At 60.9% G+C, this 22,724-nt stretch carries 19 protein-coding genes; 3 read left to right on the plus strand and 16 right to left on the minus strand.

Annotated elements, in window-relative coordinates; translation table 11 throughout:
• Positions 1 to 3: 3 nt before the first annotated feature.
• From DSM14862_RS13130 to DSM14862_RS13180, 11 genes are all read right to left on the minus strand, one after another.
• A complete protein-coding gene (locus DSM14862_RS13130; protein WP_007117744.1) occupies positions 4 to 1,509 on the minus strand; it encodes a mannitol dehydrogenase family protein in 1,506 nt (501 codons plus the stop codon).
• Between the two features lie 72 nt (positions 1,510 to 1,581).
• Complete coding sequence (locus tag DSM14862_RS13135) at positions 1,582 to 2,586, minus strand: ABC transporter ATP-binding protein (protein ID WP_007117745.1); 1,005 nt, start codon at positions 2,584 to 2,586, stop codon at positions 1,582 to 1,584.
• A 15-nt stretch (positions 2,587 to 2,601) separates the two neighbouring features.
• Positions 2,602 to 3,432, minus strand: a complete 831-nt coding sequence (locus tag DSM14862_RS13140) for a carbohydrate ABC transporter permease (protein WP_007117746.1) — start codon at positions 3,430 to 3,432, stop codon at positions 2,602 to 2,604.
• Positions 3,433 to 3,444: 12 nt separating this feature from the next.
• Entirely contained in the window at positions 3,445 to 4,311 is an 867-nt protein-coding gene (locus tag DSM14862_RS13145) for a carbohydrate ABC transporter permease (RefSeq protein ID WP_007117747.1), read from the minus strand.
• A 118-nt stretch (positions 4,312 to 4,429) separates the two neighbouring features.
• Positions 4,430 to 5,734: an ABC transporter substrate-binding protein gene (locus DSM14862_RS13150; protein WP_007117748.1), complete on the minus strand. Its 1,305-nt coding sequence runs from the start codon at positions 5,732 to 5,734 to the stop codon at positions 4,430 to 4,432.
• Positions 5,735 to 5,849: 115 nt separating this feature from the next.
• Positions 5,850 to 6,881, minus strand: a complete 1,032-nt coding sequence (locus DSM14862_RS13155) for a LacI family DNA-binding transcriptional regulator (RefSeq protein ID WP_007117749.1) — start codon at positions 6,879 to 6,881, stop codon at positions 5,850 to 5,852.
• Positions 6,882 to 7,034: 153 nt separating this feature from the next.
• Positions 7,035 to 7,688: a bifunctional 4-hydroxy-2-oxoglutarate aldolase/2-dehydro-3-deoxy-phosphogluconate aldolase gene (eda, locus tag DSM14862_RS13160; RefSeq protein WP_007117750.1), complete on the minus strand. Its 654-nt coding sequence runs from the start codon at positions 7,686 to 7,688 to the stop codon at positions 7,035 to 7,037.
• A 3-nt stretch (positions 7,689 to 7,691) separates the two neighbouring features.
• Positions 7,692 to 9,500, minus strand: a complete 1,809-nt coding sequence (edd, locus tag DSM14862_RS13165; protein WP_007117751.1) for a phosphogluconate dehydratase — start codon at positions 9,498 to 9,500, stop codon at positions 7,692 to 7,694.
• A complete protein-coding gene (zwf, locus tag DSM14862_RS13170; RefSeq protein ID WP_007117752.1) occupies positions 9,497 to 10,960 on the minus strand; it encodes a glucose-6-phosphate dehydrogenase in 1,464 nt (487 codons plus the stop codon). The genes edd and zwf overlap by 4 nt, the downstream gene beginning before the upstream one ends.
• 148 nt (positions 10,961 to 11,108) lie before the next feature.
• Positions 11,109 to 12,035 (minus strand): carbohydrate kinase family protein, encoded by a 927-nt coding sequence (locus DSM14862_RS13175; protein WP_007117753.1) that lies wholly within the window; start codon positions 12,033 to 12,035, stop codon positions 11,109 to 11,111.
• 3 nt (positions 12,036 to 12,038) lie between these two features.
• Positions 12,039 to 13,166: an ROK family transcriptional regulator gene (locus tag DSM14862_RS13180; protein WP_007117754.1), complete on the minus strand. Its 1,128-nt coding sequence runs from the start codon at positions 13,164 to 13,166 to the stop codon at positions 12,039 to 12,041.
• A gap of 311 nt (positions 13,167 to 13,477) precedes the next feature.
• On the opposite strand from DSM14862_RS13180, the gene DSM14862_RS13185 reads away from it, so the two are divergent.
• Complete coding sequence (locus tag DSM14862_RS13185; protein ID WP_007117755.1) at positions 13,478 to 14,413, plus strand: DMT family transporter; 936 nt, start codon at positions 13,478 to 13,480, stop codon at positions 14,411 to 14,413.
• Between the two features lie 185 nt (positions 14,414 to 14,598).
• Here DSM14862_RS13185 and DSM14862_RS13190 read toward each other — a convergent pair whose 3' ends face one another.
• The 5 genes from DSM14862_RS13190 to DSM14862_RS13215 all read right to left on the minus strand — a co-directional run bounded on the left by DSM14862_RS13190 (position 14,599) and on the right by DSM14862_RS13215 (position 21,042).
• Positions 14,599 to 16,215, minus strand: a complete 1,617-nt coding sequence (locus DSM14862_RS13190) for an MFS transporter (protein ID WP_007117756.1) — start codon at positions 16,213 to 16,215, stop codon at positions 14,599 to 14,601.
• A gap of 572 nt (positions 16,216 to 16,787) precedes the next feature.
• On the minus strand, positions 16,788 to 17,570 hold the full coding sequence (locus tag DSM14862_RS13200) for a dimethylarginine dimethylaminohydrolase family protein (RefSeq protein ID WP_007117758.1): 783 nt from the start codon (positions 17,568 to 17,570) through the stop codon (positions 16,788 to 16,790).
• 15 nt (positions 17,571 to 17,585) lie between these two features.
• Positions 17,586 to 19,178: a 5-guanidino-2-oxopentanoate decarboxylase gene (locus DSM14862_RS13205; protein WP_007117759.1), complete on the minus strand. Its 1,593-nt coding sequence runs from the start codon at positions 19,176 to 19,178 to the stop codon at positions 17,586 to 17,588.
• Positions 19,175 to 20,362: a pyridoxal phosphate-dependent aminotransferase gene (locus tag DSM14862_RS13210; RefSeq protein WP_007117760.1), complete on the minus strand. Its 1,188-nt coding sequence runs from the start codon at positions 20,360 to 20,362 to the stop codon at positions 19,175 to 19,177. The genes DSM14862_RS13205 and DSM14862_RS13210 overlap by 4 nt, the downstream gene beginning before the upstream one ends.
• Positions 20,359 to 21,042 carry a TetR/AcrR family transcriptional regulator gene (locus DSM14862_RS13215; RefSeq protein ID WP_007117761.1) on the minus strand — a complete coding sequence of 228 codons (684 nt, stop codon included), beginning with the start codon at positions 21,040 to 21,042 and terminating at the stop codon, positions 20,359 to 20,361. Before DSM14862_RS13215 ends, DSM14862_RS13210 begins: the two co-directional genes overlap by 4 nt.
• Here DSM14862_RS13215 and DSM14862_RS13220 point away from each other — a divergent pair.
• Entirely contained in the window at positions 21,041 to 21,919 is an 879-nt protein-coding gene (locus DSM14862_RS13220) for an ABC transporter ATP-binding protein (protein ID WP_007117762.1), read from the plus strand. The two genes, DSM14862_RS13215 and DSM14862_RS13220, sit on opposite strands and share 2 nt — an antisense overlap.
• 30 nt (positions 21,920 to 21,949) lie before the next feature.
• A complete protein-coding gene (locus DSM14862_RS13225) occupies positions 21,950 to 22,723 on the plus strand; it encodes a transporter substrate-binding domain-containing protein (protein ID WP_007117763.1) in 774 nt (257 codons plus the stop codon).
• Position 22,724: the final 1 nt, after the last annotated feature.

The raw sequence follows: 22,724 nt of genomic DNA on the forward strand, positions 1-22,724 counted from the left end.
GGGTCACCCTGCTTTGCTGGCGCGACCGTTGCTTTGATCGACCTGCGCATAGGCGTTCATCGCCGCAACTGCGCCCGCGTCCCAGATCAGCGTGAGCCAAGCAACAAAAGCATCACGGAAGGCTTCGGCCTGCGCCAGATCACCGTAAAGGCGGTCCTGCTCTAGCCACGCTTCGGGCCGTTCTCGCGCGGCCTGCGCCACGGATTGCAACTCATCCCATATCGGGTCATTCGCCACGATCTCGCTGCCGTTTTCGCGCGTGCCGGCACACATCCGCGCCCAGAGTGCTTCGACCAAGGCCAAGCCGGTGACTGAACGCCCCGCCGCCAGTTGATCCCGCAAGATCGGCAGAACAAACCCCGTGTGCCGTGCAGAACCATCAAATGCGACGCGGCGCGTCGTGTCGACGATGCGCGGGTTCGAGAACCGCTGCTCGATCAACTCAAGGTATGCCAGTGGCGTCATGCCGGGCACCGGGGCGACTGTCTGGGTGATCTCTTCGGCCTGCACGCGGTGGAACATCGCGCGGATCGCCGGATGCGCCATAGTGGCCGAAATCGTCTCGATCCCCAGCACCTCACCGACATTGGCCAAAACCTGATGGCCCGCGTTGAGGATGCGAATTTTCATCTTCTCATAGGCATGCACATCGTCCGAGAAGGTGGCCCCCACCTGATCCCAATTGGGGCGGCCTGCGCAGAAATCGTCTTCGATCACCCATTGGCGGAAGGCTTCATGCGTCACCGGAGCCGCGTCGTTCACGCCAAACTCCCGCGCCTGCGCAATCTCGGCAGGGCCGGTGGCCGGAGCGATGCAATCGACCATGGAGTTGGGGAAACTGGCGTTCGCTTCGATCCAATCGGCCAGCGCCGGGTCGGACAGCCGCGCGAGGAAAACGATCGCTTGGCGCAGGATATCACCATTGCCTTGCAGGTTGTCGCAGCTCAGCCCGGTGAACGGCCCCTGCCCGGCATCGCGCCGCAGACGGAGTGCGGCGACAATGGCCCCAAAGGCCGTGCGCGGGGTTTCAGGGTTCGCTGCGTCATGGACGATATCAGCGTGGCCCGCATCAAAGCCTTTGCTCACCGGATCAATGTAATAGCCGCTTTCGGTCACCGTCAGCCCGACGATGCGAATGGCCGGATCAGCCATGGCACGGATCAACGCGCCGTTACCCTCTTCGATGGGGAGGTAGTCGATCATGGAGCCCACGACCTCAGCCGAGGTTTGCGCCGGGTCGAGTTCAATCAGCGTTGTCAGGCAATCCTGCGCCAAAAGCTTCTCGCGCATCGCCGCATCATAGGGGCGCACGCCAGCGCCAAGGATCGCCCAATCATGTGCCTGCCCGTTCTGCATCAAACGGTGCAGATACCACGCCTGATGCGCACGGTGGAAATTGCCCACGCCGATATGCACGATGCCGGGCGTCAGGGCGCTGCGATCATAGGTGGGGCGTGCGATGTCGAGATCGCCGAGCGTCGCGTTTGAGAGGTCTACCAATTTATCCATGATCCACATCCTTGTAGGGCCGCGCACCGGGGAAAGGGTGCGGGGGTCGGCCTGTCGTTCCTGCCGCTTGCATTACTCGACCCGAAGGCCTTGCGAATCGAAACGGTGCAGCTTGTCCGCCTGCGGGGTGAGGAAAATCCGGTCGCCATGTTTCACCGGCAGCTCCCCATCCACGCGCACGGTCATCGCGTCACAGCCCGCGACACCGTGGATGTGCAAGAAGGTGTCAGAACCCAGATGCTCGGCCACGCCGATGGTGCCCTCCCACGCGCCCTCGGTCGTGGAGACGTCAAAATGCTCGGGCCGGATGCCGATGGTTGGCGCGCCGCGCGCTTCGGCTTCGGCACCTTTGATGAGGTTCATCTTGGGCGAGCCGATGAAACCCGCGACGAATTCATTGCGCGGCTTGTAGTAAAGCTCCAGCGGGGTGCCGACCTGTTCGATATAGCCTGCGCGCAGCACGACGATCTTATCGGCCATGGTCATCGCTTCGACCTGATCGTGGGTGACGTAGATCATCGTCGTGGCCAGCCGCTTGTGCAGCTCGCTGATTTCCAGACGCATCCCCACCCGCAGCGCGGCGTCGAGGTTCGACAGTGGCTCGTCGAACAGGAACGCCGACGGCTCCCGCACGATGGCACGGCCAATGGCCACACGCTGGCGCTGGCCGCCTGACAGTTGGCCCGGACGACGGTCAAGGTAGTCGGTCAAGTTCAGCGCTTTGGCAGCCGCTTCGATCCGACGGTTCTGTTCATCCGCAGGCAGCCCAGCCATCTTCATTGGAAAGGCGATGTTTTTGCGCACCGACATATGCGGGTAAAGCGCGTAGGATTGGAACACCATAGCCAGTCCGCGTTTCGCGGGCGGCACATGGGTCGCATCCGTGCCGTCGATGTCGATGTGGCCCGAGGTGATATCCTCCAACCCCGCGATCAGCCGCAGCAATGTGGATTTCCCGCAACCCGAGGGGCCGACGAAGACGGTGAATTCGCCGTCTTCGATGGTCAGGTCAAGGGGCGGAATGACCTGCACGTCGCCGAAGCTTTTGGAAACCTGATTGAGTTTGATTTGTCCCATGTGACTGTCCCTTACTTACTTGACTGCGCCGAATGTCAGGCCGCTGACAAGCTGCTTCTGGCTGAACCAGCCGAGGATGAGGATTGGCGCGATGGCCATGGTGGAGGCCGCGCTGAGTTTCGCGTAGAAAAGGCCTTCGGGGCTGGAATAGCTCGCGATAAAGGCGGTGAGCGGTGCGGCCTTGGCCGCGGTGAGGTTGAGCGTCCAGAAGGCTTCGTTCCATGCGAGGATGAAGTTCAGCAAGAGCGTGGAGGCAATGCCGGGGATCGCCATCGGCGTGAGGACATAGAGCACCTCTTCACGCAGGCCCGCCCCATCCATCCGTGCCGCTTCCAAGATTTCACCGGGGATTTCGCGGAAGTAGGTGTAGAGCATCCAGACGATGATCGGCAGGTTGATCAGCATCAAGATGATGACCAAAGCGATCTTGCTGTCGAGCACGCCAAACTGGATGCAGAGCAGGTAAATCGGGTAGAGCACGCCAACCGCTGGCAGCATCTTGGTCGAGAGCATCCAAAGCAGGATGTCCTTGGTCCGCTTGCCAGGCACAAAGGCCATCGACCATGCGGCAGGCACCGCGATCAAGATGCCAAGAACAGTCGAGCCCCCGGCGATGATGATCGAGTTCCACAAGAAGCGACCGTAGTTGGACCGCTCAAGAACCGCCTCGTAGTTGGCCAGCGTCCAATCAAAGCCGAGGAAGATTGGCGGATCGGCGATGGCCTGCGCCTCGGTCTTGAAGCTGGTGAGGATGGTCCAAAGGATGGGGAAGAAGATCAGGAAACCGATGCCCCATGCGATGGCCGTGTTGACGATCTTGCGTTGCTTTGTGACTGCGCGTGCCATGATGTCTCCTCCTCAGGCGTCCAGGTTCTTGCCGACGATGCGCATCAAGAAGATGGCAACGATATTGGCGAGAATGATTGCATAGACACCGCCTGCCGATCCGAGGCCGATGTTCTGGCTTTCCAGCACGCGCTGGAAGATGAGATAGGTCAGTGTTTTGGTCCCAAAGGCACCGCCTGTGGTCACGAAAATCTCCGCAAAGATCGACAAGAGGAAGATCGTCTGGATCAAGATCACCACGGTGATCGCGCGGCCCAGATGCGGCAGGGTGATATAGGCGAAACGTTTGCTCGCGGGGGCGCCGTCCATCTCAGCAGCGTCCAACTGCTCGCGGTCAAGCGACTGGATCGCGGTAAGCAGGATCAGCGTCGCAAAGGGCAGCCACTGCCATGACACGATGATAGTGATCGAGGTCAGCGAGGCTTGGCTCATCCATTGCACCGGGGTCGCCCCGAAGAATTCCCAAAGGTAGGCAAAAAGCCCGTAGTTCGGGTCCATGAACATGTTCTTCCACACCAGCGCCGAGACGGTGGGCATGACAAAGAAGGGCGCGATCACGAGGATGCGGACAAAGCCCTGCCCCCACATCGGCTGGTTCAGGAGAATGGCAAGCACAATGCCAAGGCAAACAGTAATCGCCAGCACACCGCCGACGATAATGAGGGTGGTCATCACCGAGGGCCAGAAGGCGCTCGAGGTGACGAAACGCACGTAGTTGTCGAACCCCACCCAGCCCAGATCACCGCCGCGCATCGGCAGGTATTTCTTGAACGAGAAATAGAGCGTCATGGTCAGCGGGATGAGCATCCATCCAAGGAGCAAGACCACCGCAGGGGCCATCATCAGGCGTGCCGCTGATCGGGAATGTTGGGTAGCCATCGGGCACATCTCCTCTGCAGGCGGCGGATGCCGCGTTTAGGTGAAGGGTATCATATCAGGTGGTGGGGCGGAAAAGGGCGGCGGTATCCGCCGCCCTTTGTGCCGATGAAGCGGCGGCTTAGCGGTAGCCGGCGGCTTCCATTGCGTCATTGGTCAGGGCTTGTGCCTTCTCAAGCGCCTCTTCGACGGTCTGTTGACCGGCATAGGCGGCAGAGAACTCTTGGCTCACGTCTGTCGCGATGCCCGCAAACTCAGGGATCGCCGCGAACTGAACACCGACATAAGGCGTCGGATCAACGGTGGAGTTCTCAGGATCAGCCGAAAGGATCGAGTCGAGCGTCATCTGTGCGAAGGGCACTTTCTGGTACTCGGGGTTCTCATAAAGCGACTTGCGCGCGCCGGGAGGGACGTTTGCCCAACCTTCGTTCTCGGCAACCAATTCGATATAGTCTTTCGAGGTGGCCCATTCGATGAACTCTTTCGCGGCATCTTCTTTCTGAGTGCCCGCCGGGATCGCCAGCGCCCATGCCCAGAGCCAGTTGGAACGTTTGCCAAGACCTGTGTCCGGTGCCAGCGCAAAACCAACCTTGTCGGCCACGGTGGAATCTTCACCGTTGGTCACGAAGGACGCTGCCACTGTGGCGTCGATCCACATGCCGCATTTGCCCTGCTGGAACATCGAGAGGTTCTCGTTGAAGCCGTTGGAGGCGTAGCCCGCCGGGCCGCTTTCATCCATCAAGTCTTTGTAAAAGTTAATCGTGTTGGCCCAAGCCTCGGTGTCGAACTGGGCGTTCCAGTCTTCGTCGAACCAGCGCGCACCGAAGGAGTTGGACATCGCCGTGATCAACGCGCCGCCCTCGCCCCAACCGGCCTTGCCGCGCAGGCAGATGCCGTTGATGTCGTTTTCACGGTCGGTCATGGCAGCCGCGGCTTCGCGGATGAATTCCCATGTCGGGTCTTTCGGCATTTCCATGCCGGCTTTCTCCATCAGGTCCGTGCGGTACATGATCATGGAGCTTTCGCCATAGAAAGGTGCGGCGTAAAGCGTGCCTTCGTGGCTCAGACCACCGGCCATGGCGGGCAGGATATCGTCTGCGTCATAGTCCTCGCTGAGGTCGTCCAGCGGCACCAGCCAGCCGTTCGCCCCCCAGATCGGCGTTTCATACATGCCGATGGTCATGATGTCGAAAGAGCCGCCCTTGGTCGAGATGTCGGTGGTGACGCGCTGGCGCAGCACGTTTTCTTCCAACGTGACCCACTCCACTTCGTGGCCGGTCTCTTCGGTGAATTTGTCGGTGTAGCCTTGCATGCGGATCATATCGCCGTTGTTCACGGTGGCGATGGTGATCGTTTCGGCAAAAGCGCCGCCGCCCATGATCAAGGACATGGCCGTCGCGGCTTGCAATGATTTATTCGAGAACATCGATAGTTCCTCCCTCTATAGATGATGAAGCAAGACTAGCGATCCACATAACGCGCAGTCAACTTAAATTTTACGCGCGTTAATTAATTTTGAGGCAACTTGCGAACTCAAGGGGTTACGCAGAGGCCCGCATCACCAGCTTGCCCTCAAATAACGTCTCTTCTCGTTCAGACAGTCGCGTTTCGCTTTCGATAATCCGGAACAAGGTGCTGGCCGCACGATTCGCGATGGCGCCATAATCCTGTGCGATGGTGGTCAGCGGCGGGCAGGTGTAGCGCGAGAACGGGTGGTCATCCTGCCCCGCGATCCGCATGGTGCAATCCTTGCCGTGGCCAACCCGCAGACCCAGCTCATACGCCGCCGATAGCATCCCGATGGCCAACCGGTCGTTCGAGCACAGCACTGTATCCGTCTCAAACGCCCCTGCTGAAATCAGCTTCCCGCCCTCGGTCGCGCCAATCTCTTCGAAATTCCATCCCTCGCCCGGCACTTGATGGATATGCGGTGCAAAACCGTGCCGCTCCATCGCCTCAAGATAAGCCTGACGGCGCTTATTGGCATTGGGGTTGCTGGGGGTTCTCATCTCGAAAAAGCAGGGCGGCTCTCCGCTGCGGCACAGATATTCGACGATCAATTCGACACTTTGAAAGTTATCAGTCCCGACGAAAGCCTCGCAAGCCCCTTCGACAGTCGCGTCAAATGTGACCACGGGCACGTCCTTACAGAAGCGCTCAATCGCCCCTCGGTCTGAGGCCTTGCCGAACGGCGCCAACAGCACGCCCGCAGGTTTCAGCGCCCGAAGCGAGTCCAGATTGGCCCGTTCCTGCGCCGGGTTGCCGTGCGAACTGAGCAAGATCGGGCTATACCCTGCAGCCAGACAGGCCAGCTCCACCTCGCGGCCAATCTCGGAAAAGAACGGGTCCGCGAGGTTGGGCACGACAACGCCGATGTTGCGGGTTTTGCGGCGGTTCTGGTTCACGGCATAGACGTTGGGGCGATAGTCATGCTGGCTCAGCGCCGTCTCGATCCGCTCTCGGGTAGAACGGCGCACGCTGTCGGGATCGTTAAAGTATTTCGACAGCGTGGGCCGGGAAATGCCACTTACTGCGGCAAATTCCTCCATATTGCGGATCTTCTGCTGGCCCATCTTAACCCTCCCTTGACGAAACGCTGCGCGCGTAAACTAAAGTCAATATAGGGATAAGTTTGCTTAGCCAGCAAGAGCGTTGATTGCGGCAGGCCTTTCACAGCTCAGGCATCACCTGTGAAAAACCGCCGCTTGCCCCTGCCCCCGACGGATTTAGCCAGACTTGCCAGACTGTGCCGCTGCCCGCGCAAGCGCTTCGATCCCGGCCCAATCCTGGGCGTCGATCAGGTTTTTCGGGGCCACCCAACTGCCCCCGGCGCAGAGCACATTTGGCAAGCTCAGGTAGCTTTCTACGTTCTCGGGACTGACCCCGCCGGTCGGGCAGAAAGTGATCTGCGGAAGCGGCGCGCCAATGGCCTTGACTGCTGGTGCCCCGCCAGAGGCTTCGGCGGGAAAGAACTTCAGCATGTCATAGCCGCGCTCCAGTAGCCGCATCGCCTCGCTCGCCGTGGCGGCTCCGGGCAGCAGTGGCAGGTCTTCTTCCTCACAGGCCGCGATCAGCGCGTCGGTGGCACCGGGTGAAACGCCAAAGGTCGCCCCTGCCCGTTTCGCCGCGCGCACATCTTCAGGAGTGATCAGCGTCCCCGCCCCCACATGCCCGCCCGCGACCTCAGCCATGGCCGCAATCGCGTCGAGGGCGGCAGGCGTGCGCAGGGTGACTTCCAACGCAGGCAGCCCCCCGGCAACCAGCGCCTCGGCCAATGCGCGGGCGTGGACCGCGTCTTCGATCACCAAAACGGGCACGATCGGGGCGAGCGCGCAGATTTCACGGGTGCGACGGCTGGCGTCTTTTGCAGTAAGGGTCATCGATCAACCTCCAAAAATGGTTGCGCCGGTGGTGGCGGAACCGACAGTGTTGCGGAACATTTCGAACAACTCGCGCCCCGTCCCTGCGTGATAGGCCGAAAGGTCCGCCGTGACGTTGGGACGGTCCTCGAACCCATCGGCCAGCACGTCGAGCGTGCCCGCCACCGCGTCAACGCGCAGCAGATCACCGTCCCGCACCCGCGCGATGGGGCCGCCGTCGACCGCCTCGGGGCAGACATGGATCGCCGCAGGCACCTTGCCCGACGCGCCCGACATGCGCCCATCAGTGACCAGCGCCACTTTCTGCCCGCGCCCTTGAAGGATCGACAGAAGCGGCGTCAGGCTGTGCAACTCAGGCATGCCATTGGCCTTTGGCCCCTGAAAGCGCACCACGACGATCACGTCGTCGGTAAGCTCGCCTGCCTTAAAAGCGGCCTTCACCTCGTTCTGATCGGCAAAGACCCGCGCCGGGGCTTCGATGATATGATGCTCGGGTGCGACGGCAGAGACTTTCATACAGGCCGTGCCCAATGACCCAGCCATGCGCCGCAGCCCGCCCGTCGACTGGAAGGGATCACTCGCAGGACGCAGGATCTTCTCGTTCAGGCTTTCGCCTGCGCCCGGCTCCCAGACCAGACCATCGGCCTTCAGCTTCGGCTCGGAGGTGTAGTGCTCCAACCCCTGCCCGGCGACGGTATGGGTGTCGGGGTGCAGGTGACCGGACTTCAGCAATTCGCCGATCATATAGCCCAAGCCGCCTGCCGCGTGAAAGTGGTTCACGTCTGCCAGACCGTTGGGATACACCCGTGCCAGCAGCGGCGTGATGTCGGAGATGTCCGAGAAATCCTCCCAATCAAGGATGATCCCCCCGGCCCGCGCCATGGCGATGAGGTGGATCAGCAGATTGGTCGACCCGCCCGTCGCATTGAGCCCGACGATCCCATTCACGAACGCTTTTTCATCAAGGATCGAAGCCACGGGCGTGTAGTCATTGCCCAAAGCGCTGAGCGCCAGTGCCCGTTTCGCCCCCTCTTGGGTCAGCGCATCACGCAGCATTCCGTTCGGCGGCACGAAACTCGCCCCCGGCAGGTGCAGCCCCATGAACTCCATTAGCATTTGATTGGTGTTGGCCGTGCCGTAGAACGTGCAGGTGCCCGGCCCGTGATAAGCGGCCATTTCGGCGGCCATCAGCGCGTCCCGTCCCACCTCGCCTGCGGCAAACTGCTGGCGCACCTTGGCTTTTTCGTCATTCGACAGCCCGCTCTCCATCGGCCCGGCGGGGAGGAAGACGGCAGGCAGATGCCCAAAGGCCTGAGCCGCGATCACCAGCCCCGGCACGATCTTGTCGCAGACCCCAAGGTAGACGGCAGCGTCAAAGGTGTTGTGGCTGAGTGCCACCGACGCCGCCAAGGCAATCACATCGCGTGAGAAAAGCGACAGCTCCATCCCCGCCTCGCCTTGGGTTACCCCGTCGCACATGGCCGGCACCCCGCCCGCCACCTGCGCCGTTCCGCCCGCGGCCCGCACGGCCTCACGGATCAGATCAGGGTAACGCTCGAATGGCTGATGCGCCGAGAGCATGTCGTTGTAGGTGGTCACGATCCCCAAATTGCCCGCACTGGTGGTCGCCAGACGGTCCTTGTCTTCGCCAGAGGCGGCATAGGCATGGGCCTGCCCGCTACAGGACAAATGCGCACGGGCCGGACCTTTGGCGCGGGCGGCTTCCATCCGGTCGAGGTAGGGGCGGCGGGTCGCCTCACTGCGGGCGATGATACGGTCGGTTACACGGTCAATCGTTGAATGCAGGGTCATTGGTCGTCCTTTCTTGTGATCTCGCGCCAGCGACGGCCGTCGCGGTGCATCAGCATCAGCGCTTCTTCGGGGCCGGAACTGGCAGGGTCATAGGGGTACGGAGGTTGCCGGGTCTCTTCCCAGCCGTGAATGATCGGATCGGCCCAAGCCCAAGCGGCCTCGACCTCGTCACCACGCATGAACAGCGTCTGATCGCCACGGATCACATCCATGATCAGCCGCTCATAGGCGTCTTGTGGCGTGGCCTCTTCGCCCAAGGCATCGGCAAAGGTCATATCCAGCGACACTTCGGCCAGACGCATGCCGCCGGGGCCGGGATCTTTGATCGTGTTGCGCAGGGTGATGCCTTCGTCCGGTTGCAGGCGGATGATCAGGGCATTGCCCTTATGCCCCTCCATCGCGGGGAAGATCATATGCGGCGGGTCGCGGAAGATGACCGCAATCTCAGAGCTACGCCCGCGCAACTTCTTGCCCGTGCGCAGGTAGAATGGCGTGCCCGCCCACCGCCAGTTGGCGATTTTCACCTTCATCGCGATGAAGCTTTCAGTGCGGCTGTCGGGGTCGCCGGCATGGTCGCGGTAGCCGCCCTCGCCATTCGCCGCACGGTACTGGCCGCGGGCGAGGTCTTTTTGCGCCACCGGCTCCAACGCCTCGATCACCTTCACCTTCTCATCGCGCACCGCATTCGGGTCAAAACGCGAAGGCGGCTCCATCGCGGTGAGGCACAAGAGCTGCATCAGGTGGTTTTGTACCATATCGCGCATCGCGCCCGAGCGGTCGTAATACTCGCCCCGCCCCTCAACACCGAGGCTCTCGGACACCGTGATCTGCACATGGTCGATATGGGTGGAATTCCACAGCGGTTCCCACAGCGCATTGGCAAAGCGCAACGCCATGAGGTTCTGCACCGTCTCTTTGCCAAGATAGTGGTCGATCCGGTAAATCTGGCTTTCGTCAAAATTCGCCCGCAGATCGGCGTTCAGCGCCTGCGCGGTCTCCAGATCATGACCAAAGGGCTTTTCGACAACGATACGGCTTGCGCGGGTAGCGATCCCATGATCGTGCAGCTTGCCGCCGATCGTGCCAAAAAGAGATGGCGAGACCGAGAGGTAAAAGGCCCGCACGACATCATCACGCATCAGGTCTTTCAGGTCCGCCCAGCCCGCATCGCCCGCAGCATCAACGCGAACGTATTGCACCATACCGAGGAACTGCTCCAGCAGCGTGGTTTCTTTGGCCAGTGCGGGGGCAAACTCCAGCAGGCTATCACGGATCATGCTGCGAAAAGCTTCGGCATCAAACTCAGAGCGGGCCGCGCCAACGATCCGAGCGGCATCGGGCATCTGACCCACGGTAAAACGATGGAAAAGACCGGGCAGAATCTTGCGCCGGGCAAGGTCACCCGTGGCGCCAAAGATAACGAGGTCGAAAGGATCGACGGGGATAACGCGTGAAACCATTGGTCAGCCTTCCGGTCTGAAAAGATGCGCTGAGGCACCGTTTTTTGGATTATCGAAAGCCATCGCCATTCTCCCAAACCCCTCCTCCGAGCGGGCACTGGTAGCGCTAACATATTTGAGCGAAAAAGATAGGTGCTTCATCAACATATCATATTTCCTCAACCCAAGGCGGGTTCGCACCGGCGCGCGAAACGGTCACAGCAGCGACCCGTGCACCATAGGCCAATGCCTCTGCCAGCACCTCAGGTGAGAGATTGGCCAGAGCGGATTTATGCAACTGCCCAAGCTCTGACATCTTCGCCAACACGCCTGCGTTGAACGTATCGCCTGCCCCCACCGTATCGACGATTTCCGTTTTTACGGCAGGGACTTGCACCTCTTCGCCATTTGCCAGATAGCCCGTTGCCCCCTCGCCCCCGCGGGTCAGGATGACCACCGATGGCCCCTTGGCCAACAACTCTGCCACCTTGTCGCGCAGCGACAGGGGCGCGGGGTTGATCCAATTCAGATCCTCATCCGACACCTTCACGATGTCCGACAAGGCCAGCATTCGGTCGAGCCTTTGGCGGTAGCGTTCGATATCTTTGATGAAACCGGGGCGAATGTTGGGGTCGATCATCACCGCGCGCCCTTCGGCGTTGCGCGCCAGCAGATCGGCATAGGCATCCGCCCCCGGCTCGCAGGCCAAGCTGATCCCGCCGAAATAAAGCGCCGAAACCTCGCCCGAGAGCGTGGGCATATCCCCCGGCGTGATCATGCGGCCTGCGGAGTTTTCGTCATAGAAATCATAGGTTGCATGGCCACCCACCAGCCGAACAAAAGCGAGGGTCGTCGGGCGGTCGGATAGGACAAGATGCGACACGTCGACATGGCTTGCCTTCAGTCCATCAACCAACTGCCGCCCAAACATGTCCGACGACAGACCCGAGAGCATCCCGACCTGTGACCCCAACCGCCCCAAAGCGATCGCCGTGTTGAAAACCGCCCCGCCCGCATGGGGCACAAACCCCTCTGGCCCTGTGGTGGTGGGGGTTGGGATCATATCGATCAGGGCTTCTCCGCTGCAAAGGATCATCTATTAGCCTTTCAAAAATGCGTCGCGGTCGACGAGGAAACGATCAGAAAGCGGCAGGCTCGCCGCACCAAGCGCGCGGGCGTCGCTGCCAACGGTGCCTTCGCGCAGCTCAGGAAGGGTCACGCCCGGGAGGGGCTGTGCTGCAAGGTGGCGACGGCAGCGCGCGACAATGTCCGCGCGCACCTTCACGGGGAGGGAGCCGTCGATCATCACTGTGTCGAAATCGATCAGGCAGGCGGTCATGCGGATCGCCTGTGCCAGCGCATCGGCTGCACTGTCGAGCCACCGTTCCAGTATGTGTTCCGACATGACCCAAGCTGCCGGGTCGCTCCAACTGGCGCGGCGGGTCTCTCCGGCCTGTTGCAACGCCGCCTCTAATGTCGCCAATGAGGCGACATCGACCAATTGACGCGGTGCGTCTCCGGCCAGCGGCATGGAGCCCAGCGCCCCCGCATTGCCGGTTTTGCCAGTGTAGAGCTTGCTATCCAGCACCAGGCCGCCGCCGACGAAATAGCCGATGTAGAAATATAGAAAATCGCGTGGTTTATCCTGCGTGCCAAAGACCAGCTCTGCCCCGCAGGCGGCGGAAGCGTCATTGCAGATGTAGATCGGCAGATCGACAACCTCGGCTAAGGCCGCCGCGATATCAAAATCACGCCATGCGCTCAGATCGCCGCTGGCCACCTCCCATTCCCACATACCAAAGGGCAGCGCGATGCCCAGACCCGCGACGCGCGCCTGTTGATCGGCGGTCAACGAGGCAAGCGAGTTTTGCAGGGCAAGGGTTGCGAACCCCATGACGGCGGCAGGGGTTGGATGCTGATAAACCTCGCGGCTGTGGTGCGTCACTTGCCCTTCGAAGTCGGTCAGGATCAGCTCCACACTGCGCCGCCCGATCTTTAACCCCAGAAAGAAAGCCCCCCCTGGATTGAGGCTAATCGGCACCGAAGGCTGCCCCACCCGGCCCCGCACCCGCGCGCCTTTTTTCAGAAGTCCATCCGCCTCAAGCGCCCGCATGATGACGGAAACGGTTTGCGCAGATAGGCCCGTCAGACGGGCGATCTCAGCCTTGGAGGTCGGGCCACTACGGCGGACAAACGACAGAACAAGCCGTTCGTTATGCGCCCGCATCCCGCTTTGGTTTGAGCCGCGTGCGGCTCGGTCGGCGAATGTTTGGATGTGCTGCAAACTGGCCTCCCCTCCGGTTTCTGCGCTGCTTCACCCGCACAAATCCCAAATGCGCTTAGCTGAGTCAATAATTAAATCATTCTTATTTAGTTATCGGAAGATTAACGCCGCGGGCGCTACATATGGGCGCTTAACGGCGATAGCAGACCTGACCGCTTCTCGGTGTACACTGGGGGGGGGCATAGCGAAGCCTTGAACGGCCTACTGACTAAGGGTACCCGTTTGGCACCTCTAAAGAGAAACAGGGCGTAAGAATGATGCAAGGCAACCGCTGGGGCGTGATCGCCATTCTTTTCGCCGCTGTGGTCTGGGGCACAACCGGCACCGCTGCTACCTTCGCACCCGATGTCAGCGCTGCCGCCATCGGGGCGGCGGCCATGGGGCTGGGCGGGATTGCACAGGCGCTTTGGGCCGGGCGGGGCATTTTGCAGCAACGCGCGCGGCTTTGGGATCAACGCCGCTTGCTGGTGATCGGCGCACTTGCTGTTGCGGTCTATCCTCTGGCCTTCTACGGCGCGATGCGGTTGGCGGGGGTGACGGTGGGCACGGTTATCACCATCGGTTCCGCACCGCTGCTGTCGGCTCTGATCGAATACGTGCTTGATGGTCGTCGCCTGACCCTACGGTGGTCCCTCGGTGCGGTCGTGGGGTTGATTGGCATGGGGCTGATCTGCCTCGCTGAAGGGGTCGCGCATGATAGAGGGGCGGACGCCACATCCGTCCCACTGGGCGTTCTTTTGGGTCTGATCGGGGGGTTTACCTACGCGCTGTATTCGTGGAGCGCGCGGAAGATGATGCTGCAAGGAACAAGATCCTCGGTGGCCATGGGGGCCACTTTTGGGCTGGGTGGGCTGATGCTCATGCCGGTTCTGCTTGTTTCAGGTAACGCGTTTCTTGCCTCCTGGAGCAACGCTGCCGTGGGTCTCTACATGGCCGCTGTTCCGATGTTTCTGGGCTACATCAGTTTTGGCTACGGCCTTGCCCGGGTAGAGGCAAGCACGGCAACCGTCATAACCCTTTTTGAGCCTGTGGTGGCAGCGGTACTGGCCGTGCTAATTGTCGCAGAGCGCCTGCCCCCGCTTGGCTGGGTCGGGGTGGCACTGGTCATCGGCTGCCTCGCAATCATCACCCTCCCCCTGCCTGCAAGGCTTCGTCGCGGTGCGCGTGCTCAGCCGCCGGGCGTGGTTTGAGGGCTAAGAACGCGTCTTTGGTTTATTTGTGCCGATAGCGGTTTCGATGGTCATTGCCAGTTTCATTTGGCTCTGGGACCTTAGGGCAAACAACCACACGCCTGCGATCTCACACCCGTTTGGAATTTTTCGGATCTGCGACTGGGCGGGCCATGAACGCTGACTGCCTTATGAAGGCGCGCCGTTTAAGTCCCTTTTTGCAACATATCGTCACGCAGTGGCACGGTTTGGCGCTCAATCATCCGATGCACTTCGGGCGGTGCCTCGCCGCGGTGGAGCCGCCTGATCTGATCCGATAGCTCTGCATCTGCATTGGTCCGCCGCTCGTTGTGACGGACGTATTCACCCCACGTGGGCACATGATAGCTCTCGCTCCAATGTTCCGGTCGGTGCAGATCGCGCAGCAGCGCCCATTGCTGCGCCCCATCGCGGATGCGGACCCGACGTCGCAGGCTCATCGCCGCAAGAAATTCCGGCACATCCGACTGCGCAATCTCATAATCGACCATGACCATCACCGGCCCGCTGCGATAGCTAAGATCAAACCGCGTGTCGGGTTCTTTGAAACGGTTGAGCGGGTCAAGATCGAGCCCGCTGAACTCTGGCAGTGGCAGCCGCAGGCCGATCAGCGCACCGATCAGCAGCATCACACTGGCCTCGGCGAGCGCGGTTTCCGGCCCACCCCGGTCGGCGACGATCCCCCAGATCAAACTGCCTGCCGCCATGCCCCCGAAAGTGCCGGTCTGGTAAAGCGCGATCACCCGGCCCACGACCCATCGCGGCGTTGAAAGCTGGATCGTCACGTTGAACATCGACAGCGACAGCACCCAACACGCCCCAGCGAGCATCAGCGCGGCACCCGACAAAACAGGCTGCGCGCTGACCGCCAGCACGGCGCAGCTGAGGGCGAACCCAACGAAACCGCCACGCGCGATCATCTCATTCCGGAACCGCGCCCGCAGCCCCGCGTTTGCCAAAGCGCCAAACACCGCCCCCATGCCGAAACACCCCAGCATGATGCCATAGACAAAAGCTGTCGCCTGAAGCGTCTCACGCACCACAACCGGCAGCAGCGCCAGCAGGGCAATGGCCGACAGTCCGAACCAAAATCCGCGCAGGATAACCCGCATCAGATTGGGCGACATCGCGACATAGCGCAGCCCGGCGGAAAAGGCGCTGCCCATCGGCTCACGCGGCAAATGCGTATCGCGCAGCGGTGCTTTCCAGCGCAGCAGAGCAAGGATGATCGCCACATAGCTCAGCGCATTGACGGCAAAGGCCGCCGCTGCGCCCGCAATCGCAACAATCGCCCCGCCTGCCGCCGGCCCGACGCTGCGCATCAGGTTGAACCCCATGGAATTAAGCGACACCGCCGAGGGCAGCTCTTCTCGGCTGACGATATCGCCCATGGTCGCTTGCCAAGACGGATTATGCAGCGCCGTCCCGCAGCCGATAGAGAATGTAAACGCCAAAAGTAGCCAAGGCGTAAGCCAGCCCTCAAATGCCATGAAAGTCAGTAGGATCGAGACGCCGAACATAAAGCTCTGCGCGATCAACATGACCCGGCGGCGATCGAAATTATCGGCAAAGACACCCGCCAGCAACGAGAAGATCATGATCGGAAGCGCGACAGAGCCTTGCACCAGCGCCACCATATTTTGCGAGTCCGACAGCGAGGTCATAAGCCACGCGGCACCCACCGCCTGCACCAGCCCACCAAAGTTCGACGCCAGCGCGGCGATCCACAAAGAGCGGAAGGTCTGGTTGCGGAAAAGGATCAGGGGCGAAATACGGTCGGGCAAAGCTGAAGGCCTCGTGTAACTGTCCTTAATCGATATGTGGTTTGATTATTAATTTCCACCCAGAAGCGACCCGCGTCGCGGCAGCGCAATAGAGAGTACGGGCAACTAGGTTTGTGTCAGCAGGCGTTTGCCAGTCGACCCGGCGACAACAGTTAGCCCGTGACCCGGCGGAGCGTTTACAGACCCTGCAGTGCCGATCATGAAGAAAGCAACCGTGCGCACCGCAATGACAAATCCCACTACAGCGACCCCGATCGAGCATGAGGATCGCTCCGGCTGGCCCGCCACCGGTGCCAGCGTGTTTGGCGCCTTGGCAAAGACATCTTAGCTGCATTCTGCCGTTGGTATTGGTCAGCCTCGGCGTGACCGTGGTCTTCGATGGTCAGTTTGCCGCGTTCTATGCCTACAAATAGGTGACCTTCAGCCTCGTTCCTGCCGGGGATGGCGCTGCAGTTATTGACCTATGGCGTTGGCCAGTTGCCACCGAGCAAAGCAGAGATTGATCCGTTGACGCTGCGAGAAACAGCCATCACGCGAGAGCGGACCCATCCCTGAACCAAGCGACCTTCAGATCAAAACCTTAAAGACAAACACGACATGCCGCCGTCCAGTTTGGCGCACTCGGAATTGCTGATTTCAACGACTTTATAGCCCTCATTTGTCAGCATTTCGGCGGTGCGGGGAAAGCCCGCGGGGCACAGCACAAACTGGTTGAACCGAATGCTATTGGCCGCGGCCTCTTCGCCCTCTGCGGTGTGCAGCACGCGGTAACCTTCGAAGCAGCCCGAAGCGTCGAGCCGTTTGGTGCTGAGGATGGTGTCACCGTCGAGCAGCGAGCAATCGGTCTTGAAATGCAGCACACCGGGCGGGGTAAAGACCTCGCGCAGGCTATAGCTCCAGTCCGAAACGATCCGCGTCAGCTCGGCCACGCCCTCGGCATCGGTACGATCTGACCGGCCCACCAAGATCTCGCGCCCAGTGACCAGAATGTCACCTCCTTCGACGTGGCCGGGGCCTTCGATCTGGCGCAGTTCGTCGTAGAGGGCGCGCAGTGTCGGCGCCATTTCAGCGACCTCCCCCATGCGGCTTGGTGCGCCGGGGCGCATCAAAACCGCACCCTTAGGCAAACAAAGCGCGGTATCCTCGACAAAGACGGAATCCGGAAACGCTTCTAGTGCGGGCAGTTCGATCACCTCAGCGCCCGTCTCTTTCAGCGTCGCAACGTAATGCGTGTGAGCTTCTTCCATTCGGGCAAGATCGGGCGTGCCGATGTCTTCGGCGCGCAGACCGTTGACGATGCTGGCAGCGGGGCGGCGGGTGACGGCGCGGGTGAATTCATAGGTGGGGTCTGTCATGTCATGCTCTCTCGTTCACGGGCGCAGGAATGGCTGGGCCTGAATTTCAATTAGGGTTGGCCCGCCTTTGCCCGTGGCCGCGCGGAGCGCGTCTGCGACGGCCTCTGGCTTTGGCCCGCAGCGCCAGAACGGCAAGCCACAGGATTGGGCAACTGCGGCGAAATCTGGTGGGGTCGGGTCACAGCCAACAACGTTCACCCCTGCGTTCTGCATGGAGGTGGCGATTTCCTGATAGCCGTGGTTGTTCCAGATCATGAAGCAGATCGACAGGTTTTCCTGAACGGCGCACATCAGCTCCGGCAGGCTGAACTGCGCGCCGCCATCACCTGCGATGCAGATCACCGGCGTGTCTGGCGCTGCCACTGCGGCACCAATCGCGGCGGGGATGCCATAGCCAAGCGCGCCGAATCCGGTGGCGGCGTTAAACCAGCCACCGGGCCGGTCGTGATCGTAATAGAGGTTGCCCGCGTATATCGGCTGCGCGGAATCGCCGACCATGATCGCCCCCGGAACTGTCGCGCGCAGTTTGGCAAGGACATTGCAAAGCGCGCGCATTTCCGGACCGATTTCCTCGAAAGCCTCGCGGCGAGCCTTCGCGGTCCGTTCCGCGCCATCTGAAGCAGCCTCTCGGTCTATAGCCGCATTCAGCGCATCAATTGCGGTAGTCGCGTCTCCGAGAATCGACATCTCGGCGGCATGGCGGGCAAGCTGTTCAGCGCATACATCAATACGGATGAGCCTTTGCATCTCCGGCATCGTGCCGGTGGCATACATATCATAATCGGTCGGGCCCAATTCAGTACCCAAAGCCAGTACGACGTCGGCCTGGGCAATGAGCCTACGCACGGCCTGCAGGCTGGGGCTGGCCGGAACACCTAAAGGATGCTCAAACATTAAGCCGCGCGCATTCACCGTCTGCACGACTGGCGCGCCTAGCTTTTCGGCAAGTGCGCGCAGGGCCGCCCCCGCGCGACGGGCCCCTCCCCCGGCGAGGATCACTGGTGCCTTGCTCTGCGCCAATAGCGCGGCGGCTTTTGCGATCTGTTCGGCAGACGGAGAAGGCGGAGCCGTCTCAGAACGGGCCTGCGCCTCTGTGGTATAGGGCGTACCGGCAACGTCGAGCGGGATTTCAAGATGGGTGGGGCCGGGTCGACCACTGTTAAACGGCTCGAACACCCGCGCGAGCATCGGCGTCAGCTCATCACCGCTTTCGACACGCTCCGACATCAGCGCAACGGTCCGCGCCATAGCCCGTTGATCCGGTAATTCGTGCAGGTGGCCCCTGCCCTGCCCGAGGCTGGGCAGCGTGTTGACGCCGGAAATCACCAGCATCGGCACTGAATCGGCCCGCGCCTGCCCCATTGCCGTCAGCGTATTGGTCAGGCCCGGCCCGGTTATGACAAAGGCAACACCGGGTTTGCCAGATACCCGTGCGTAGCCATCCGCCATGAACCCCGCGCCCTGTTCGTGGCGGGGTGTCACATGGCGAATGCCTGAGGCAGCCAAACCCCGGTAAAGCTCAATCGTATGGACGCCCGGAATGCCGAAAACACAGTCGACACCGCGCGCTGAAAGTTGGGCGACCAGTGCCTCTCCGACGCTGGTCATGCGGATTCCAGTTGCAGCTGTGCGGCATGGTGGATGATCCGGTCACAGGCCGTGTCGAATGCCGCATCGCCGGTGGTCAGCGCCACCCGCACCCAAGCATCAAGCGTCTCGCCAAAGGAGGCACCGGGCATGACCGCGACGCCACCATGCTCAAGCAGGTGAAGGGCATAGTCTGTGCCGCTCATGCCCGTGGCTGAAACGTCGATCATTGCAAACATGCCAGCTTCTGGGCGGTGCACCTTCAACTGGCTCTCGTCAGATAGGCGGCTGTGCAGCCGCGCAGCCCGCGCGGCGAAACGGTGCTTCATCCCATCGGCCACAGGTGACCCTTCGCGCACTGCCTTTTCGGTCATATCCGCGATAAAGGGCTGGTTGCCAAAGAGCATGGTTTCCGACAGCGGCAAAAGTGCCTCGGTGAAGGCTTCCGGCCCGATGCACCAACCGCTGCGAAAACCCGGCGCTGCGTGGGATTTTGAGATTGAGGACACAACGATAACGCGGTCAGCCAACTGCGGGCGCCACAAGGGAGAGCAGAAGTCGGAGGTGTCAAAGATCAGGTCTTCGTAGACCTCGTCAGAAATGATCCAGAGGTCATGGGCGATTGCCAGTTCACCAAGCGCGTCTATATCCGCGCGGGTCAGCACCGATCCCGTGGGGTTATGCGGCGTGGTCAACAGGATTGCCGCAGTCTGCGGGGTGATCCGCGCCGCGATGTCATCAGCATGAATGCGAAAGCCGTTTTCCGGGCGCAGCGGGACCGGAACCATCTCAGCACCGCTGGAGCGGATCACCCCTTCGTAAGTGGCGTACATCGGGTCACCGACCAGAACCTGCTGACCGGCTTCGGCCACACCCAGCAGCACCGCATAAAGGGCCGTCTGCGTGCCGGGAAAGCACATAGCCTGATCCGGCGTGATGCGGCGGCCCGCGGTGCGCGAATAGCGCTCGGCCAGTGCGGCGCGTAGCCCCATCTCCCCCCGGCCGTCGGAATAGCCAGTACGACCGCGGCGCATCGCATCTGCGGCAACGTCCACAAGCGCATCGGGTGTCGGCACGTCCGGTTCGCCAATGGTCAGCTCGATGATGTCGCGGCCCTGTGCGGCAAGCGCGCGGGCCTTTAGATGAACTTCCCATTTCGCGCCGCCAAGCCCTGCAAGGCGTTTGGTTATATCTGTCTGTTTCATATCTGCTGCCCTGCCTTTGTAAGGTCTATTCCGAGGATTGCGCCGACCGATCCAATCCCGATTTCCGGAAGCTCACCCGGCGCGAAAGCGCTCGGAAGAACACCGCCTTCCATCCACAATCCGTCGATCACGGCGTTGCAGGCGATTGCAAGATGACGCAGCTCCTGCGGCGTTCGTGGCTGGCCAGCTTCGTTCAAGACAGCTGCAATCAGCACTTCGAGACGGTCGCGGAATTTGTAATAGGTTCGTTCGTGCGTATCCCGCATCTGCTTGTCAGTATGGACCTTGGTGAAGAAGCCCGCCCAAAGACTAACCGACCCGGCATCAACAACCGGCGGTGTCAGGCTCCCTACAACAAAGGCCGCGAGCCGCGCTGCTGGTGCGCCACAGTCGGCGCCCGCAAAGGCCGATGTCAAATCGGTCAACCGGTCCATGTGATATTCATAGGCAGCGGTAATCAGCTCTTCTTTGGACGAAAAGTGATGCCGGATCATACCTTGTGACACATCGGCGCGGGCAGAAATTGCCCGGACCGTTGCTGCATGAACGCCCTTTTCGGCGATCAGCGACAGGGTCGCCTTAATCAGCGCCTCCCTGCGGTGCTCCGCCGGCTCACGCTTGAATTTGGGAGTGCTGTCCGACACGGGCGATATCCAGATCTCGTAATTATACACTTGCATGATTACGAAATACGGGCCTTACTACAAGTCACAATTTTGGGGCACACAAACGGGGGGCGCGGACGCTTTGAAGAAAGAGCCGATCGGAACCACGGAACAGGCCGGAGATGCAGATAGCGCGGGGCAACATGAGGCCATAAGGGTTACTGACCTGCACAAGTCCTTCGGCACGCTGGAGGTTCTTAAAGGCGTCTCTCTCACCGCACAAAAGGGCGATGTTGTTGCTATTATCGGCGGCAGCGGCTCGGGGAAATCGACCTTCCTGCGGTGTATCAATTTTCTAGAAACCCCAAGCGCGGGTCAGATCGTCGTCAACGGCGAAGAGATTAAGATGCGCCAAGACGGCTCGCCCGTCGACCGGCGGCAGATCGAACGCATCCGGACCCGCCTTGGCATGGTCTTTCAAGCCTTCAACCTTTGGACCCACCGCACCCTGCTGGAGAACGTCATCGAGGTCCCGGTCTATGTGCTTAAGGTGCCCCGGAGTGAAGCGATCAAGCGCGCGCGGGTACTTCTTGAGCGGGTCGGTCTGGGCGACAAGGCTGATACCTTTCCAGCATTCCTATCCGGCGGCCAGCAGCAGCGCGCGGCCATTGCCCGTGCCCTCGCGGTGGAACCCAGCGTGATGCTCTTTGACGAGCCGACCAGCGCGCTCGACCCCGAGTTGGTGGGCGAGGTGCTGACGGTCATCCGTGATCTGGCCGCCGAAGGGCGCACCATGCTGCTTGTGACCCATGAGATGAAATTCGCCCGCGAGGTCGCGACCCATGTCGTCTACCTTTTCGAGGGCCGCATCGAAGAACAGGGACCGCCGGAAGAGCTTTTCGGCAATCCTCAATCCGCCCGGCTTCAGCAGTTTTTGCAGACTGTCGGTTAAACCACCAAAAACAAAACAGGGAGACTACTCATGACACTCAAGAAACTTATGACGACTGCACTCGCGACCGCAATTGTAAGCGCAGGTGCTGTGGCCGCCGAAGAGGTCAAGATCGGCATCGCTGCTGAGCCTTATCCCCCCTTTGCCTCGCTCAACGCTTCTGGCGAATGGGAAGGGTGGGAAGTTGAGGTTATCAACGCGGTTTGCGCCGCGGCCGAATTGGATTGCGTGATCACGCCCGTCGCTTGGGACGGTATTATCCCCTCGCTGACCGGCCAGCAGGTCGATGCAATCATGGCCTCCATGTCGATCACCGAAGAGCGTCAGCAGACGATTGATTTCTCCGATCCCTACTACAACACGCCCGCAGTGATCGTGGCGGATAAGTCGATGGACATTGAACCTACGCCCGAGTCCCTCGCCGGTAAGATCATCGGCATCCAAGCCTCAACAATTCACCAAGCCTATGCCAACGAATATTTCGGCGATGCGGCAGAAATCCGGGTGTATCAGACGCAGGACGAAGCCAATCAGGATCTCGTCTCGGGTCGGATCGACGCCACGCAGGCCGACAGCATTGCGATGGCAGATTTCGTCAACTCCGACATCGGCACCTGCTGCGAAATCAAGGGGCCGGTAAAGAATGACGAGGCCATCTTGGGCAAAGGTGTCGGCGCTGGCGTCCGCAAGGGCGATGATGCGCTGCGCGAGAGCCTTAACAAAGGCATCGCGAAAATCCTCGAAGATGGCACCCACGAAGAGATCACCGGGCGCTATTTCGATACCAGCATCTACGCTGAGTAAG

It is taken from the genome of Sulfitobacter indolifex (assembly GCF_022788655.1).
GTDB classification, from domain to species: domain Bacteria; phylum Pseudomonadota; class Alphaproteobacteria; order Rhodobacterales; family Rhodobacteraceae; genus Sulfitobacter; species Sulfitobacter indolifex.

Coding starts and splice junctions, on each gene's coding strand:
- DSM14862_RS13135 (WP_007117745.1), bottom strand. CDS start 2,586: ATGGGACAAATCAAACTCAATCAGGTTTCCAAAAGCTTCGGCGACGTG.
- DSM14862_RS13155 (WP_007117749.1), bottom strand. CDS start 6,881: ATGGGCCAGCAGAAGATCCGCAATATGGAGGAATTTGCCGCAGTAAGT.
- DSM14862_RS13225 (WP_007117763.1), top strand. CDS start 21,950: ATGACACTCAAGAAACTTATGACGACTGCACTCGCGACCGCAATTGTA.
- eda (WP_007117750.1), bottom strand. CDS start 7,688: ATGACCCTTACTGCAAAAGACGCCAGCCGTCGCACCCGTGAAATCTGC.
- DSM14862_RS13185 (WP_007117755.1), top strand. CDS start 13,478: ATGATGCAAGGCAACCGCTGGGGCGTGATCGCCATTCTTTTCGCCGCT.
- DSM14862_RS13145 (WP_007117747.1), bottom strand. CDS start 4,311: ATGGCTACCCAACATTCCCGATCAGCGGCACGCCTGATGATGGCCCCT.
- DSM14862_RS13140 (WP_007117746.1), bottom strand. CDS start 3,432: ATGGCACGCGCAGTCACAAAGCAACGCAAGATCGTCAACACGGCCATC.
- DSM14862_RS13175 (WP_007117753.1), bottom strand. CDS start 12,035: ATGATCCTTTGCAGCGGAGAAGCCCTGATCGATATGATCCCAACCCCC.
- DSM14862_RS13215 (WP_007117761.1), bottom strand. CDS start 21,042: ATGCAAGTGTATAATTACGAGATCTGGATATCGCCCGTGTCGGACAGC.
- DSM14862_RS13200 (WP_007117758.1), bottom strand. CDS start 17,570: ATGACAGACCCCACCTATGAATTCACCCGCGCCGTCACCCGCCGCCCC.
- DSM14862_RS13205 (WP_007117759.1), bottom strand. CDS start 19,178: ATGACCAGCGTCGGAGAGGCACTGGTCGCCCAACTTTCAGCGCGCGGT.
- zwf (WP_007117752.1), bottom strand. CDS start 10,960: ATGGTTTCACGCGTTATCCCCGTCGATCCTTTCGACCTCGTTATCTTT.
- edd (WP_007117751.1), bottom strand. CDS start 9,500: ATGACCCTGCATTCAACGATTGACCGTGTAACCGACCGTATCATCGCC.
- DSM14862_RS13150 (WP_007117748.1), bottom strand. CDS start 5,734: ATGTTCTCGAATAAATCATTGCAAGCCGCGACGGCCATGTCCTTGATC.
- DSM14862_RS13130 (WP_007117744.1), bottom strand. CDS start 1,509: ATGGATAAATTGGTAGACCTCTCAAACGCGACGCTCGGCGATCTCGAC.
- DSM14862_RS13220 (WP_007117762.1), top strand. CDS start 21,041: ATGATTACGAAATACGGGCCTTACTACAAGTCACAATTTTGGGGCACA.
- DSM14862_RS13210 (WP_007117760.1), bottom strand. CDS start 20,362: ATGAAACAGACAGATATAACCAAACGCCTTGCAGGGCTTGGCGGCGCG.
- DSM14862_RS13180 (WP_007117754.1), bottom strand. CDS start 13,166: ATGCGGGCGCATAACGAACGGCTTGTTCTGTCGTTTGTCCGCCGTAGT.